The sequence below is a fragment of the Salinarchaeum sp. IM2453 genome, from assembly GCF_019693215.1.
Lineage (GTDB): Archaea > Halobacteriota > Halobacteria > Halobacteriales > Salinarchaeaceae > IM2453.
Genome location: NZ_CP081183.1, coordinates 847,882 through 862,137 on the forward strand (window position 1 = coordinate 847,882; position 14,256 = coordinate 862,137).

15 protein-coding genes and 1 tRNA gene are annotated in these 14,256 nt (G+C 46.9%); 5 read left to right on the forward strand and 11 right to left on the reverse strand.

Going from position 1 to position 14,256, the window contains the following annotated elements; all coding sequences use genetic code 11:
- Nucleotides 1-361 precede the first annotated feature (361 nt).
- Nucleotides 362-1,384: a sodium:calcium antiporter gene (locus K0C01_RS03960; RefSeq protein WP_221170745.1), complete on the reverse strand. Its 1,023-nt coding sequence runs from the start codon at nt 1,382-1,384 to the stop codon at nt 362-364.
- A gap of 274 nt (nt 1,385-1,658) precedes the next feature.
- On the opposite strand from K0C01_RS03960, the gene K0C01_RS03965 reads away from it, so the two are divergent.
- Nucleotides 1,659-1,943, forward strand: coding sequence for a hypothetical protein (locus K0C01_RS03965; protein ID WP_221171277.1), 285 nt, complete (start codon nt 1,659-1,661; stop codon nt 1,941-1,943).
- 27 nt (nt 1,944-1,970) lie between these two features.
- Here the strand turns inward: K0C01_RS03965 and K0C01_RS03970 are convergent, their stop codons facing one another.
- Entirely contained in the window at nt 1,971-3,686 is a 1,716-nt protein-coding gene (locus tag K0C01_RS03970) for a glutamate--tRNA ligase (protein ID WP_221170746.1), read from the reverse strand.
- Nucleotides 3,687-3,795: 109 nt separating this feature from the next.
- On the opposite strand from K0C01_RS03970, the gene K0C01_RS03975 reads away from it, so the two are divergent.
- Entirely contained in the window at nt 3,796-4,305 is a 510-nt protein-coding gene (locus K0C01_RS03975) for a metallophosphoesterase (RefSeq protein WP_221170747.1), read from the forward strand.
- Between the two features lie 204 nt (nt 4,306-4,509).
- Nucleotides 4,510-5,595: an aminopeptidase gene (locus K0C01_RS03980; RefSeq protein WP_221170748.1), complete on the forward strand. Its 1,086-nt coding sequence runs from the start codon at nt 4,510-4,512 to the stop codon at nt 5,593-5,595.
- A 44-nt stretch (nt 5,596-5,639) separates the two neighbouring features.
- On the opposite strand, the gene K0C01_RS03985 is transcribed toward K0C01_RS03980, so the two are convergent.
- Nucleotides 5,640-5,713 (reverse strand) — tRNA-Arg (locus tag K0C01_RS03985).
- 126 nt (nt 5,714-5,839) lie between these two features.
- Here K0C01_RS03985 and K0C01_RS03990 point away from each other — a divergent pair.
- Entirely contained in the window at nt 5,840-7,174 is a 1,335-nt protein-coding gene (locus K0C01_RS03990) for a hemolysin family protein (RefSeq protein WP_221170749.1), read from the forward strand.
- 58 nt (nt 7,175-7,232) lie between these two features.
- Here K0C01_RS03990 and K0C01_RS03995 read toward each other — a convergent pair whose 3' ends face one another.
- From K0C01_RS03995 to mdh, 8 genes are all read right to left on the reverse strand, one after another.
- Nucleotides 7,233-8,408, reverse strand: a complete 1,176-nt coding sequence (locus tag K0C01_RS03995; RefSeq protein WP_221170750.1) for an inorganic phosphate transporter — start codon at nt 8,406-8,408, stop codon at nt 7,233-7,235.
- An 80-nt stretch (nt 8,409-8,488) separates the two neighbouring features.
- On the reverse strand, nt 8,489-9,178 hold the full coding sequence (locus K0C01_RS04000) for a DUF5828 family protein (RefSeq protein ID WP_221170751.1): 690 nt from the start codon (nt 9,176-9,178) through the stop codon (nt 8,489-8,491).
- A 161-nt stretch (nt 9,179-9,339) separates the two neighbouring features.
- The gene (locus K0C01_RS04005; protein ID WP_221170752.1) at nt 9,340-9,942 is read right to left on the reverse strand and encodes an IMPACT family protein; all 603 of its coding nucleotides are present in this window, start codon (nt 9,940-9,942) and stop codon (nt 9,340-9,342) included.
- Nucleotides 9,939-10,442, reverse strand: coding sequence for a TrpY family transcription regulator (locus K0C01_RS04010; RefSeq protein ID WP_221170753.1), 504 nt, complete (start codon nt 10,440-10,442; stop codon nt 9,939-9,941). Before K0C01_RS04010 ends, K0C01_RS04005 begins: the two co-directional genes overlap by 4 nt.
- Before the next feature lie 131 nt (nt 10,443-10,573).
- A complete protein-coding gene (gene hisB / locus K0C01_RS04015) occupies nt 10,574-11,161 on the reverse strand; it encodes an imidazoleglycerol-phosphate dehydratase HisB (protein WP_221170754.1) in 588 nt (195 codons plus the stop codon).
- A gap of 295 nt (nt 11,162-11,456) precedes the next feature.
- Complete coding sequence (locus K0C01_RS04020; RefSeq protein ID WP_221170755.1) at nt 11,457-11,705, reverse strand: hypothetical protein; 249 nt, start codon at nt 11,703-11,705, stop codon at nt 11,457-11,459.
- Between the two features lie 38 nt (nt 11,706-11,743).
- Nucleotides 11,744-12,481, reverse strand: a complete 738-nt coding sequence (gene hisA / locus K0C01_RS04025) for a 1-(5-phosphoribosyl)-5-[(5-phosphoribosylamino)methylideneamino]imidazole-4-carboxamide isomerase (protein WP_221170756.1) — start codon at nt 12,479-12,481, stop codon at nt 11,744-11,746.
- Nucleotides 12,482-12,588: 107 nt separating this feature from the next.
- Nucleotides 12,589-13,503, reverse strand: a complete 915-nt coding sequence (mdh, locus tag K0C01_RS04030; RefSeq protein ID WP_221170757.1) for a malate dehydrogenase — start codon at nt 13,501-13,503, stop codon at nt 12,589-12,591.
- A 171-nt stretch (nt 13,504-13,674) separates the two neighbouring features.
- Between mdh and K0C01_RS04035 the strand changes: the two genes are divergently transcribed.
- Nucleotides 13,675-14,202 (forward strand): Sjogren's syndrome/scleroderma autoantigen 1 family protein, encoded by a 528-nt coding sequence (locus tag K0C01_RS04035; protein WP_221170758.1) that lies wholly within the window; start codon nt 13,675-13,677, stop codon nt 14,200-14,202.
- Nucleotides 14,203-14,256 lie beyond the last annotated feature (54 nt).

Genomic DNA, 14,256 nt, shown 5'->3' on the forward strand with positions numbered 1-14,256 from the left:
CTTCAAAGAGCGCATCAGCGCGAACAGAGTGAGGTAGTCCATAGAAATATCAAGGGAGATACCACGAGGCTTGTCTCCATGGAAGAAGCCGATGTTCGAGAGTACGCATGAACTATTCTGGGTGTAGTACGGTATATGAGTGCCAGTTGGGCAGACCGCAACTGACATGGGCTAGCAGTCACCTGACCTTCAACTCAGGGACAACAAAGGTGAACGTTGATTACACACCTGTCGAGTTGATCGGGGATATCTGGAGTCCACTGACAGTCTTTGGGGTTTGACCCCGAAGCAGTTGACCGTTAAAATCGTTATTGGTATTCAACACGTACGAAAAAATGAACGTCATATTCTGTACGAGGATTCACGCGACAATATTAACAACACCAGTGCTCTCTAACAGCATCCATCCGACAAAGCCGACATAGAGGAGAAGTAGGGAATAGGCCTCACGATTTGTGACCTCTAAGTCAGTTCGAGTTGCAACGAAAACCGCAATCGTTGCTACAATTAGAAAGCCCATCATCGGGGCAGTACGATCAAAGTTAATAACAGTGGCACTTGACTGGAGAGCAGCAAGCAGCACTCCGGCAGGGACTGCCACCAGAAGGTCGAAGATATTGCTGCCAAAGACATTAGCGAGGCTTACACCCGATCGTCCGGAACGTGCAGCCTTGATGCTAATGAATGCGTCTGGCAGACTTGTTCCAGCAGCAATGACAATAAGCCCCCATAGGAAAGGCGAGGTATCGAATATATCACCAAGTGTCAATGTCGCGTAGATAAGCCCTTCAACACCAATAAGAATCAACACGAGGCCGCCGATCAAGAGCCCCCATTGATACGGAACATTAACCGAAGGTTTGGGACCTGGCTCATAATCTTGGACATCCTCATATTGGACAAAAATATATAGTCCATAGAGTGCAAGCAGGATCAAGCCAAGTTCGACACTAAATACGCCCCGAAGGGTGTCTCCTCCGCCTTCCGGGAAATAGATAACAGCCATGGAGAATGCAAGTGTCAAAGCAGCGAGTGAGATCAGATAAAATTGAGCCTCTTTATAAACAAGGTCACGGCTGGCCTCAAGTGGTTTATCTTTAGCTAGGCCAGCAAGTGCAGGGATAATAAGGATATTAAACAATGCGGATCCGATAACGGCAGCAACGCCAAGTTCAAAGTCGCCATGACGGAGCGTTGACAACACAATACTCGCTAGTTCTGGAAAGCTGGAACCAGCAGCAGCGACAATTGCTCCTTGAACAATCGCCGGTAATCCGTAATATTTTGATAGGCGATTACCAGCACCTTCTAACCAGATACTGCCCTTCCATATAAGTGCAGTGGCAACGACAGCCACGACCAATAACCAGGCAAATATCAACATGTGTATCACCACAACCGATAAGAAAAAGAAACCTCGGATCGGTGATCGCTGGAGTAGGTAGTTCGTTATCAGTTGTTGCAAATACGGTTTCTTTATTCAGTGTGAAGTACCCCGCGCACGGTGGCGCGGGGCGTCTGTGTTTAGTCCTGCACTGCTGACGCAACGGACTTTAATTCCTCTCGCGCTCCCATCCTTGGTTGCGCCGACGTTCCGTGTCGGTGAATACCCGAACACAAATCGTGTCCGTGAGAGTCGGAGCCTCCACCAGCCCCCGATGCCGCCCGTCTCACCGTCCGAGCTCGTGGAAGGGTTTCGAGAGGCGGCACAGTTCCATACTGTTCGTCTAACCACTCCTGCACAACGCATACCGCCGCCTTCCGATCAGCGTGATCTCCGAGTCGGCAGTCACTCGAAGTACGGTTTTGGTGAACTACGAGTGAAGCCTGTCGAGCCCCGCCCAAATCAGTGTCAGGACTCAGAGGAAAAGACGAAGGTCACCGGGGAAGATAACTCATGCGAGACGGAAGAATCGGCACGAAAAAATCACGCCGCAGACTGAATAAAGGAATCGTATCTGCAACAACTGTTATTGATGGGCGAAGTATGCGATTGGATCTTGATCTTGCTGATCGATTCGAACGAACCCAACACGCTCAAATTGAATAATAGTGTCAGGAAGAAGGTCGCTTACAGCGGGTTCTGCGTAACCTTGTACATCTCCGCTTGGCGTACGGCAGCGCATATTGATGCTGTCATCATCAGGAACCCAGTGAATCACAGGGACATCTTCCTCTCGAACAGCGGAGATATCATCGCCGGTAGTAACAAACTGATCACCATCATATCGAACACAGCCGAGCCCTTTAAGCCAGACTCGAGTATCAGGTTCAGGCATATCATCTGGTTCAATTAAAACAGCATCGGTGATGGGGATCGATCGCGAACCTCGGTCTGGGTAATCGGGATGCAACGGTGGAGAGGCCGTTGAGGGGGTATCTCCAGTGAGTGGTATGCTCGTAGGGTTCCTGACGAAAAAGTACCGGTCTGCCTCCTTATCAATTCGTTCTCGATTGGCCGAGTAAACAGAGCTCATTGATAAGTCAACATTGGATGTTGATGTTCCCAGCTCAACCATCGCATCGACGATAGCATCACCTTTGATACCGCGGCGGCGGAGACTGGCGAGAGTCGGGGCGCGAGGGTCATCCCAACCGTCAAGTTCGCCATTGTTTATCATTTCAGCAATACTGGATGTCGACATTGGAACATCGTATCCGTCAATCTGAACGTGTCCCCAGTGGACAACTTCTGGGTACTCCCAGTCAAAGTAGTCATAAACAAATCTCTGGCGTTTAGCAGAGTCCTGCAGGTCGATGCCACGGATAATATGTGTGATGCCGATCTCATGATCATCAATTCCAGACTGGAAGTCCAGCATCGGCCAGCACCGATATTCAGCAGCGTCATCACGAGGATGAGGAGTATCAATCATTCGGAATCCAACCCAATCACGGAGGGCAGGGTTTTTGTGTTTAATATCGGTTTTTATCCGAAGAACCATCTCTCCCGAGTCATATTCACCGCTGATCATTTGCTCGAATTCATGTTCGACGGTCTCTACTGGTTTATCACGGTGAGGGCATGGTTTTCCGTTGTTTTTGAGTTGGGAGAACTCATCAGCGGGACACGAGCATGTGTAGGCGCCTCCTTTTTCAATTAACTCACGAGCATAGTCATAGTAGAGTTCAAGTCGATCACTTGCTTTGTATACTGCATTAGGATCAAACCCGAGGTATGAAACATCGTCTAAGATAGCATCATACGCATCTAAGTCCGGACGTTTTGTTTCGGGGTCAGTATCATCAAATCGAACACAGAACCAGCCGTCATATCGCTGTTTATACGTGCCAATGACGGCAGGCATACGAGCGTGGCCAAGATGCCACGGACCATTAGGGTTTGGAGCGCACCGCATTCGAACTTCATCATATTGATCCACATTTGGAAGCTCAGGGAGAGGATGCTCATCTTGTTCATCAGACGCTTCAATATCGGCAAGGGCTTCAGAATCAAGATCGGCCAATTGCTCACGACGCTCTTCGTGAGACATTCCAGCGATATCAGAGACAATTGGGCCTGCAATCTGTGGGATTTCATCTCCATGCTCACGGAATTTGGGATGATCCTGCATGAGCGGACCCATAATTGCGCCCACATTTGGCTCACTTTCATGTTTGACAGCGTTAATCAGCGCATGCCGTTTGACCGCACGCTTAATCTGATCACGAAGTTCAGAGTCCATTACATGCTGTTATGAGACCCGGTTTGAACTAGTTTACGAGAAACAAAAAGAGACAATCAGAATAAATGGTATCAAAACAACAAACGATCCTGAGAACAAACTACAAGGTATGATTGTACTTCTATCAGATACACATCGACAAAGAAAACCGGATTTAACGGGACATTTGCGGGCACGAATTCAAGAAGCAACAGCAGTGTGTCATGCAGGAGATTTTACAACTACAACAGTTCTTGAGCACTTTCAGGATATAGCGCCACGGTTATATGCCGTTCACGGAAATGCAGATGAACGTGCCGTAATTGACCAATTGCCACCAAAGCGTACGATTAGAGAAAGCGGGGTGAATATTGCAATGACACATCGTAAACGAGGCGGAAAGACTGGATTGATGATGTTTGGCCGCGAACGGGACGCAGATATTGTTGTCAGTGGTCATACGCACAATCCAACAATAGTGCAGACAGATGGTCCATTACTTGTGAATCCGGGAAGTCATGCAGACCCACGGGGGAATCAACCAGGATACGCAGAAATCAAGCAGAGTCCTGAGCAGATAATCGCCACTATATACACACCCACAGGCAGTAAGATACAGGAAGTGAAAGTAACAGAATAGCTAGCAAAAATGTCATAATGAAGGAAAAAGTGAACGTATACTAAGCATGGATCCACTGTTTGTAATCTTACTCGGGATTGTTGGCTTGTTGCTGTTTTTTGGGTTTTTACTGCTTCGTCGGACACTGTTAGGGTTCAGAGAGGGGTACGATAAAGGCAAGCGGTGACCGGAACCGGTTTTTTCGTCGGGGAAATAGCCATAAACATGGACCCTCGCGTTCGTGAGCATGCAGATATTATCGTATCACACTCAGTTGAGCTTGAAGAAGGCGACGACGTAGTTATTCATGCACCTCCCGTTGCTGAGGACCTGGTTGTAGCACTATACGAGCGAATCGGAGACGTGGGAGCCAACCCAATTTCGCTATTCGGTAGTGACCGGGCACAACGTGCCTATCTCAAAGCCCGAGATGAATTTGAGACACCAGAACATACACTGGCAATGGTAAAAGAGGCAGATGTTCACATTGCTATTCGAGCAAATCGTAATGTAACTGAGACAGGAGATGTCGATCCAGAGACAAATGCTGCATATTCAAAGGCAGTGATGCCGGTTCGAGAAGAACGACTCTCAAAACGGTGGTGTCTAACGCAATATCCAGCTCCTGCTAATGCGCAATTGGCGGAAATGTCAACCGCAGGCTATGAAGATTTTGTCTGGGATGCCGTGCTAAAAGACTGGGAAGAGCAACGAAAGCATCAGGAACAGCTGGTTGAAATACTTGATCCAGCCGAAGAGGTTAGAATTGTGTCAGGGGATACGACAGATCTGACAATGTCAATTGATGGGAACCCAACAAAAAATGACTATGGAGAACACAATATGCCAGGAGGAGAGGTATTCACAGCCCCACAACCAGACAGTGTAAACGGAGAGGTGTTGTTTGACAAGCCACTTTATCACCAAGGCCGAGAGGTCGAAAATGTATACTTGGAATTTGAAGATGGTGTTGTTGTTGACCATTCGGCAACGAAGAATGAGGAAGTGCTGACAGAAGTCTTAAATACAGATGAAAATGCTCGACGACTCGGAGAGCTAGGCATTGGGATGAACCGGGATATCGACCGATTCACATATAATATGCTGTTTGACGAGAAGATGGGAGATACTGTCCATATGGCGGTTGGTCGAGCATATGAAGACACGGTTGGGAAAGATAACGAGCGAAACGACAGTGCAGTGCACGTGGATATGATCGTTGATATGGCAGAAGAATCACGGATTGAAGTTGATGGAGAGACAGTTCAAAAGAACGGATGCTTCATTTTCGAAGACGGGTTTGAAGAATAACGTATAAAGCTTGGCGAAGATATCGAGTTCAGAAATCAAAATGACGGGCATACTGGGATTCGAACCCAGAATCATCGGCTTAGAAGGCCGACGCCTTGTCCAGTTTGGCCATATGCCCTACTGGATATTAGTTGATGACTTCAAAAATGTATTGCGCTTTCATTTATTGAGCGGTGGACGAATTCATGATAAATGAGAAGGAGCCGCTAAAGTTATTTAAGTAACGGAACAACGCAAAACCGCGATGGTATTTGAGGTGGCAACTGCAGCAATAGGACTCATTGAGTTGGAGCTTGGTCGGTCAGCGATACTCTGGATTGGCGCAATCACACTTGTCATATTGTTAGGGTTATCTGGGTTTTTTTCTTCTTCAGAAATCGCCATGTTTTCGTTGCCAGCACATCGTGTTGAGCCGTTGGTTGAAGAAGGACGAAAAGGGGCAAAAACACTAAAACAACTAAAAGAGCAGCCTCATCGGCTGTTAGTGACAATTCTTGTTGGTAATAACATTGTTAATATTGCAATGTCGTCGCTTGCAACTGGGTTATTAGCGTATTATGGAGTCGGACAAGGTGCATCAGTTGCAATTGCTACATTCGGTGTAACAGCTGTTGTATTGTTATTCGGTGAAGCGGCACCAAAATCATATGCGGTTGAGAATTCAGAGTCATGGTCACTACGGATAGCGCGTCCACTGAAAATCTCTGAATATCTCTTATTACCGCTTGTCGTCACATTCGATCACCTCTCGCGATATGTGAATAAGCTGGTCGGCGGCCGATCAACAATTGAGAGTACATACGTGACTCGATCAGAGATCAAGGATATGATTACAACCGGCGAGCGAGCAGGTGTGATCGAAGAAGATGAACGAGAGATGTTGCAGCGGATTTTCCGGTTTAACAATACGATTGCAAAAGAAATCATGACACCGCGGTTGGATGTTACCGCAGTTTCTACAGAGGACTCAATCGATGATGCGTTAGCTACTTGCGTTCAGAGTGGACATACACGGTTACCTGTTTACGAAGGAAGTTTAGATAACATTATTGGGGTAGTCATTGTTGAAGATCTTGTTCGTGAAAGTGTCTATGGTGAACGAGAAGACATCACGTTGTCAGATCTTATCAATCCTACACTTCATGTTCCCGAATCAAAGAATGCAGATGAGTTGTTAACCGAGATGAGAGAGCAGCGAGTACAACTAGCGATTGTGATAGACGAATTTGGAACGACTGAAGGGATCGTCACGATGGAAGACATGGTAGAGGAAATTGTCGGTGAAATCTTGGAAGGAGAAGAGCCAGAACCAATCGAACAGATAGATGATCAAACAATCATCGTGCAGGGCGAGGTTAACATTGAAGAGGTGAACGAGGCATTAGATATTGAACTTCCTGAAGGAGAAGAGTTCGAAACAATTGCTGGGTTTATTTTCAACCGTGCTGGAAGGCTTGTTGAAGAGGGCGAAGAGATTGAATACGATGACGTGTCGATTCGCGTTGAAACTGTTGAAAATACCAGAATTCGAGAAGCAAGAATTGAACGAGAAGGGACAGTCGCTGAAACCACAGAATAGCAAAATATTATTGGAGCATATCGGTGGCAATCTGTGACCGATGTATCTATTTCTCAGGTCAGATAAGTGATGTCACAGTGTAAGCTCCGTACCCTACTGTTAAAGCCGCAACAAACGAAGCAATCCATGCAAGGACGGTTATTCCCATTTTACGGCGGCTCACTGAGCTGCCTCCAACAGCATATCCGCTGCCAATGATTGCGCTGATGATAATCTCATTAAAAGAGATGGGAATACCAAAAAGTACAGCAGTTTGCGCAATTGCAAACGACGGAACAAGAGCAGCGATAGATCGGCGTGGGCCAAGCGACGAGTAGTCCTGTGAGATTGCCTTAATCATGCGGGGGGCACCAGTCCACGAACCAATAAGTAAGCCCAGTCCTCCACCAAATAGAATCAGCGTGATTGAAATCGAGAAGGGTTCAAGTAGAGGCAATAGAGGGCCAATGGTAAGCCCAACCTGACTACCACCAGCAGAGAATGCAACAAGGCTGCCAAGCAAAATTAGAAACCGTCGCTGTGCAGTGACACGATCAGTACGGGTCCGTTGGTAAAGAATGCCGCCAGCAAGGCCTGCAGCAACAAGGGTGACAAGCGAGATACCAAGCATTGTGGTGTCTGTAAAAAATGCTGAGAGTTCGGCAGCAATAGTAGATCCGTCACCATTGCTCCCAAGCACCGCAAATTCAATATTCACGAGCATAGCGCCAACAACCGCTCCAACAAGAGACATCGAGACAGATGGAGAATCATATTCGCGGAGAAATCTAGCAACAGCATAGGCAACACCACCGCCGATGAAAGGAGTCAAAATCCACATTGCGCCAATTTCAGCGTATTTCTCCCAAGCTGGAGCACCGCCCATGGCAAGTCCAACACCAATAACAGCACCAGTGACGGTGAAAGCAGTAGCAATTGGATATCCTGTAAAAACACCAAAAGCAACAAGAGCAGCAGCGAGCGAAAGAGCAATTGCGGCGGCCTGAGCAGATAGCTCTTCTCCAATGATCAGTTCCTGGCCAACTGCTTCAGTAACATTTTGGCCTTGTAAAACGGCACCAGCAAGACATAAAATGCCAACAAGAAGTCCGGCCCGCATTATTGAAATCGCATTGGCACCAACAGCCGGAGCAAATGGCGTAGACCCACTTGATCCGGCGCCAATAGACCACGACATGAATGCACTGGCTATAACAGCGATAAACAACGTCGCCAGTGTCGCAATATCTACCATTGATACCGAATTTAGTACTGAGATACAAGTTACTTATTCTTCACTGGAGCGGATTAGGATCTGTATCTGTTTAACTTAGATTAGTTGACAGTATGTTTAGACTCTTCAGAATCTTCTGTAGACGGGAGAGATTCAATACCTTCAGCAGCCTCAATTTGCTCGGTTTCTTTCTCGGTTGTGACATGCCAGCGTTTAATTTCATCATCGTATGTATGGAGTTGTTCTGAAACAGCGTCTTTTAACTCATCATCGTTGACATTAACCTCGAAGGTAAATTCTCCCTGGTCGGTCTGTTGAATATTTGCACTAATGAGGTCATTGTCAAAGTAGTATGGAGCGAGTTGTGTCATCACGCGCTTGTAGACCGTATCTTCGACTTTTCTAATCGCCTTCCGGCTTGCAGAGTCAGCGGCACGAGTGACATAATCGATTGACTCACTCCAGCGGCCAACAGCCTTTTCACGGTCTTCAGTCAGTTTTTCATATGACTCGCTGAGCTTTTCGCCTGCTTTTTTAATATCTTCATCAGGGTCCTTTCCTGCTTGTTCTCCTTCACCCTCTTTGACGTGTGCTTGTTCAGCGGTTTTCTCGCTCACATCTTCATCAATAGTTTCATGAGCACGAGGGCGCCATTGGTCCCACTCTTCAAACGCATCAGGGTACTCTTCATCAGCACCAGTTTCGCGGAGTGCCTGTGTAATCCGCTCACCATGTTCAACGACATCTCCCCAATCGCTTTGAACTTTGAATCCAGATACGCTTTCTTCCATAATCAGTTGAAAAAGAGGTGGTTATACAGTTGGTTGTAAGCAAGGGCTATTTGAGAGCAGTACCGACCGACACGAAATCGTGTACTCACATTGAGAAGCCTAGGTTGCAGTGAATAAATCTTTCTCGGTCAGAGAAAGGTGAATAGGCTATCTTCTCAGAGTTATTCAGTGATCTGTGCTCGACCACTTGTTGCGCTTTGGATGCGGTCCTTGAGAGAGATAGTCGCGTCTTCATCGATTTGGATTGAGAAAACAACGTCTTCCTCATACTGTGCCGTAAATTCGGCTTGACTACTCTCTAGAATACCACGAACAGTACCAGAGTCATCATACGTCACCTGAACATCAAAGCGTTGCTGTGGCCGCTGGGTTATGATGTCAGCTGTTTCGATTGCTTCGGCGGCGGCCCGCGAATACGCGCTTACAAGTCCACCAATACCAAGATTAGTCCCTCCGTAGTACCGTGTGACAACAGCAGCAACATTCTCAAGATTTTCCCCCTGTAGAACATTCATTATCGGTTGGCCTGCAGATCCACTTGGCTCGTTATCATCATTCTCGTATTCACGAAGAAAGTCGCCTTCTCGAACCCGATATGCTGGAACATTATGTGTTGCGTCTGGATGCTGCCCCCGGATTGCTGATATAAATGATTCAGCAGCATCGATAGACTGGACGGGAGCCACATAACCGATGAACTCCGATCCTTGTATCTCAAAAGAGGCCTGTCCCTGAGAAGTGATCGTACGATAACTGTCAGTCATTGTATCTCGACTGATCGAACATATGGTAAGTTAGTAAGATCATTAATCAACTCACCGGGAAGTTCTTCATCACTGACAACATGCAACCGGGGTTCATCAGTGAACTCAGGATCCTCGGTAATAAGCTGCCGAATAGTAATATCATATTCAGCTAGAAGCGCAGAAACGTCGGCGACAATACCCCGTTCCTCAGCATCACGCACTGCAACAGTTAGGACCGTCAAATCAAGAACAGGGCCCAAATCCATAAGGCTTGGAACCTGTGATATATTTTGGAAGATACGACGAAGTTCGTCATCTTCAAGGATGGCATCTGTTGTTGAGTCAACAACGCGCCGATCAACACCAAGTTCACGGGCAATTCCCGTATTGGGAATTTCAATTCCACCAGAAACAACTCGACCTTCATCGTTCACGGAAAACCCTCGCTCAAGTAATAGTCGAATAACAGTCTGTTGGCTCGGGCTGCCTTCGAACTTCTCCATTATTTGTTCGAACATATCTGTACATTCACGTTTTGAGGCCTTGAAGATGGTCTTTGTTGTCCAAAGACGAGTAAAATAAGCCAGTGTAACTCACTGTGCACAGAGGTAGTTGTGGTATTCAGAGAAAGGCCTGTAATAGGCTGTATTCACAGTGAATTTTTGGTGCTAGGGGTGCCACTACGCCGTTGGTCGATACGTGTTGCATCATCAAGTGCTCGAGCAGTTGCTTTGAACAGAGCTTCAATTTCGTGGTGAGCATTTGCTCCAGAAACCTCAGTGTGGAGGGTTATATTCGATTGCATGGCAAATGACTCAAAAAAGTGCCGAGCCATATCGCTGGTAAAATCACCAACAGCGGATTGAGAAAAGTCTCCATCAAAATAAAACCGGGGACGACCAGATAGATCAACGACGACACCGGCTACAGACTCATCAAGCGGAACCCGCCGATCTGCAAATCGAGTGATTCGACTACGGTCACCAAGAGCCTCATCAAAGGCAGTACCAAGGACAATACCAACATCCTCTACAGTGTGATGATCATCGATGTTTAGGTCACCATCACAAGAGACGGTAATATCAAAGAGACCATGTTTGGCAAATGACGTCAACATGTGATCAAAAAAGCCAATTCCGGTATCAACGGTTGCTTCACCATCGCCATCAACTTCGAGGGTAACTTCAATTTCAGTTTCGGCTGTGGATCGGGTTTTTGCCGCTGCTCTGGAAGTCATGACTAGAATAAACAGCGGCATCCATATATCAATGACGAGTCAATAAACTATTTCACTCAATTTCCCTGACTCATGACAGTTGTTGATAATGCGATCTCTTTATTCAGTTCAGAACGCGCAACAAACCCGTTCGATATGCAACTGCGTATCGAATAGTGAATAGCATATTTGTATTTTTAAGTTCTACAGGCTACGTTCCCGTCCTCAAGGAGCGAGTAGGGCGGGGATACAGCCGTCACTCAGCCGCATCAAACCATTCAACAAATTGATACCAGACATTGAATTGTGACGGGCTTTACTCATGAGACTGGCTTCGGGTGAGATCATAACCACAGTCAGACTCCATCTTGCCGTCACCATCGAGTAGGGTTGAGACAATCCAAAGCAACGCCTGCGGAGACTGGCACCGCTGTGAGCCTGTCCCAGCGCAGGATAGTGCTTGGAAGTGCTGTCGTGGAACCAGAAACTCCGGTCCGAAAGGAGAAAGTCCGCCCTCAACAAAGCGAGGGCGCAGCCCGAGCGGAGTAGAGCGGGGTAAGTTCACTAACTGACAAGGGGATCGATCGTTGAGAGAGATTCGCACTATCTTACAGACTGAACGGCAGACAGTGCTTCATCAAACGTTAATTCTCCTTCATACAATGCAGAACCAATAACAACGGCAGACGCCCCCGTAGATTGTAATTCTTGGATATCTTCCTGCGTTGCAACGCCACCGCTTGCAATTACAGGAATATTAACAGCGTCAACAACAGCAGCGGTGTGCTCTGACCGGACACCGGCTAATTGTCCTTCAACATCAACATCAGTGAACAGAATCGCGGCTGCACCCAGATTCTCGTACCGAGATGCTGCCTCTGCTGGGGCAATCCCTGTTCCTTCAGTCCAACCCTCAACGACCACTTCACCATTTTTTGCGTCAAGGCTTACAACAACACTATCTGGCCGGCGATCATTGATCTCTTCCACAATACTCGGGTTTTCAACCGCTGCAGTACCCAAGATAACGCGATCAACTCCAAGATCAAGAAGTTCAATAGCATCAGAAGCGGTACGGATTCCTCCGCCAACCTGAATTGTGACAGTGTCAGATAAATCGACAATCGATTCGATTGTCTCTGCATTAACTCGCTTACCCTCAAAAGCACCATCAAGATCAACGATATGAAGTGTCTGAGCACCAGCATCAATCCAATCTCGTGCAGTTTTGACTGGATCACCATATTCACTACCAGTACCACGTTTCCCGCCGATTAGCTGGACGGCCTGGCCATCTTGAATATCAACGGCTGGAATAATCTCAAATGACGCTGAGTCCATACAGATTCATAGACACAGGAGGTCAAAAAGAACAGGAAATATCGAGCAGAAGAGACAATTAACCTGCTACAATCAAGTCAGAGTTCACTTGTGCGTTCGGAATGGGATTACGAGATTTTTTCGTATTGATCAGAGAGTTTTTCTGCAGCGTCATCAAGGAGTTCGTATTCTTCTTCGTTAAGGTCCCACTCAATTACCTCTTCAACTCCATCAGAGCCAAGTTTAACCGGTACGCCCATCGCAGTATCATCATATCCATATTCACCATCGAGGGCAACGGAGCATGGAAGTACTTCTCCAGTATCATGAAGGATCGATTCAACAATGTGAGCAACACCGGTAGCTGGTCCCCACTGTGTTGCACCTTTACGCTCGATCACATCCATTGCGGATGCTTGAAGATCAGATAGAATTTCTTCGCGTTCATCAGCGGAGAATGCTGGATCCGTCCCGTTTACTCGGACTTTCGAGAAGACAGGAACCTGTGCATCACCGTGTTCACCCAAGATTGTTGCATCTATATTCTGGACCGGTACCTCAAACCGTTCCGATAGCACATATCTGAACCGAGCAGAGTCAAGTCGGCCACCAAATCCAATAACCTGCTCTCGAGAACGGGATCCAGATTCGTAGAGATGACGATTAAGGAGATCAACAGGATTGGAAGTAGTGACAGTAATGAAATCTTCGTTGTACTCTGCCAATGAAGATTGGATATCCTCCATAATCGGAGCATTATCTTCAGCCAAATCAATACGGGTCTGGCCAGGTTGACGAGGGATACCAGCTGTGATAACGACAACATCTGAGCCAGCGGTATCAGAGTAGTCTCCTTGCCGGACAGTCGTGTTTGAATCGTATGCAACACCGTGGTTGGTATCCGCTGCTTCACCGATTGTCTCGTCTTCCTTGTCCGGAATATCTACAAAAACCAGTTCATCAGCAATGTCACGATACGCGATATTGTAGCCGGCCGCGGCACCAACAGTGCCCGCGGCACCAACTACGCTTACCTTCGTCATACTATGCCAAATGTCACATTTCCATTTGTTAAACGCTTCGAAAAGTGGTTTTAAAACAGACATCTGCCGTTAAAAATATTCGACGATAGTCGAATTGGTGGAGGCAGTAATTATTTAGACCAGCTGTAAGAAGACAGACGACTTTTAATTCCAAGTTACCTTCTTATAGATATGAGCGATTTCGACAAGGAAGCTGAACGTGAGAAATTGCGTAAGCGGTTCCAAGAAGAAGAGAAAAAACGAAAATCAGCCGAGCAGATGAGTGAGTTGCTGCTGAAGGGTGCAACAATGACAAACAAGCATTGCAGTGAGTGTGGGAATCCGATCTTCCGGATGAATGGACAAGAATTCTGTCCAAACTGTCAAGGAAACCCAGAAGAGAATCAGAAAGAAAAAGAAATACAGGAAGAAGAGGAAAAGAACCCGATTCAAATAACTGGTGAAACAACAATCAAAGAGATGGAAGATGCTGAGTTGTCAACCCAGACTGAGCAACCATACTCAGAGTCGGACGAAGAGCAAACTGTTGAGATTGCGGATACAGATCTGGAAGAGGGGTACAAAGCACTTGTCCAGGCATTAAACACACACGCTAAGCACGCTGCGTCGACAAGCGATCCACGAAAAGCAAAAGAACATCTTGAGGCTGCAAACGAAGCGGCCGACACACTTGGAACACTAAAACAGACACAGAAGTAGGTGTCAAGGACACAGTATCTCTGTTCAGCCGACCTTGGGAACCAGACTAAGACT

Coding starts and splice junctions, on each gene's coding strand:
- K0C01_RS03960 (WP_221170745.1), bottom strand. CDS start 1,384: ATGTTGATATTTGCCTGGTTATTGGTCGTGGCTGTCGTTGCCACTGCA.
- K0C01_RS03965 (WP_221171277.1), top strand. CDS start 1,659: ATGCCGCCCGTCTCACCGTCCGAGCTCGTGGAAGGGTTTCGAGAGGCG.
- K0C01_RS03970 (WP_221170746.1), bottom strand. CDS start 3,686: ATGGACTCTGAACTTCGTGATCAGATTAAGCGTGCGGTCAAACGGCAT.
- K0C01_RS03975 (WP_221170747.1), top strand. CDS start 3,796: ATGATTGTACTTCTATCAGATACACATCGACAAAGAAAACCGGATTTA.
- K0C01_RS03980 (WP_221170748.1), top strand. CDS start 4,510: ATGGACCCTCGCGTTCGTGAGCATGCAGATATTATCGTATCACACTCA.
- K0C01_RS03990 (WP_221170749.1), top strand. CDS start 5,840: ATGGTATTTGAGGTGGCAACTGCAGCAATAGGACTCATTGAGTTGGAG.
- K0C01_RS03995 (WP_221170750.1), bottom strand. CDS start 8,408: ATGGTAGATATTGCGACACTGGCGACGTTGTTTATCGCTGTTATAGCC.
- K0C01_RS04000 (WP_221170751.1), bottom strand. CDS start 9,178: ATGGAAGAAAGCGTATCTGGATTCAAAGTTCAAAGCGATTGGGGAGAT.
- K0C01_RS04005 (WP_221170752.1), bottom strand. CDS start 9,942: ATGACTGACAGTTATCGTACGATCACTTCTCAGGGACAGGCCTCTTTT.
- K0C01_RS04010 (WP_221170753.1), bottom strand. CDS start 10,442: ATGTTCGAACAAATAATGGAGAAGTTCGAAGGCAGCCCGAGCCAACAG.
- hisB (WP_221170754.1), bottom strand. CDS start 11,161: ATGACTTCCAGAGCAGCGGCAAAAACCCGATCCACAGCCGAAACTGAA.
- hisA (WP_221170756.1), bottom strand. CDS start 12,481: ATGGACTCAGCGTCATTTGAGATTATTCCAGCCGTTGATATTCAAGAT.
- mdh (WP_221170757.1), bottom strand. CDS start 13,503: ATGACGAAGGTAAGCGTAGTTGGTGCCGCGGGCACTGTTGGTGCCGCG.
- K0C01_RS04035 (WP_221170758.1), top strand. CDS start 13,675: ATGAGCGATTTCGACAAGGAAGCTGAACGTGAGAAATTGCGTAAGCGG.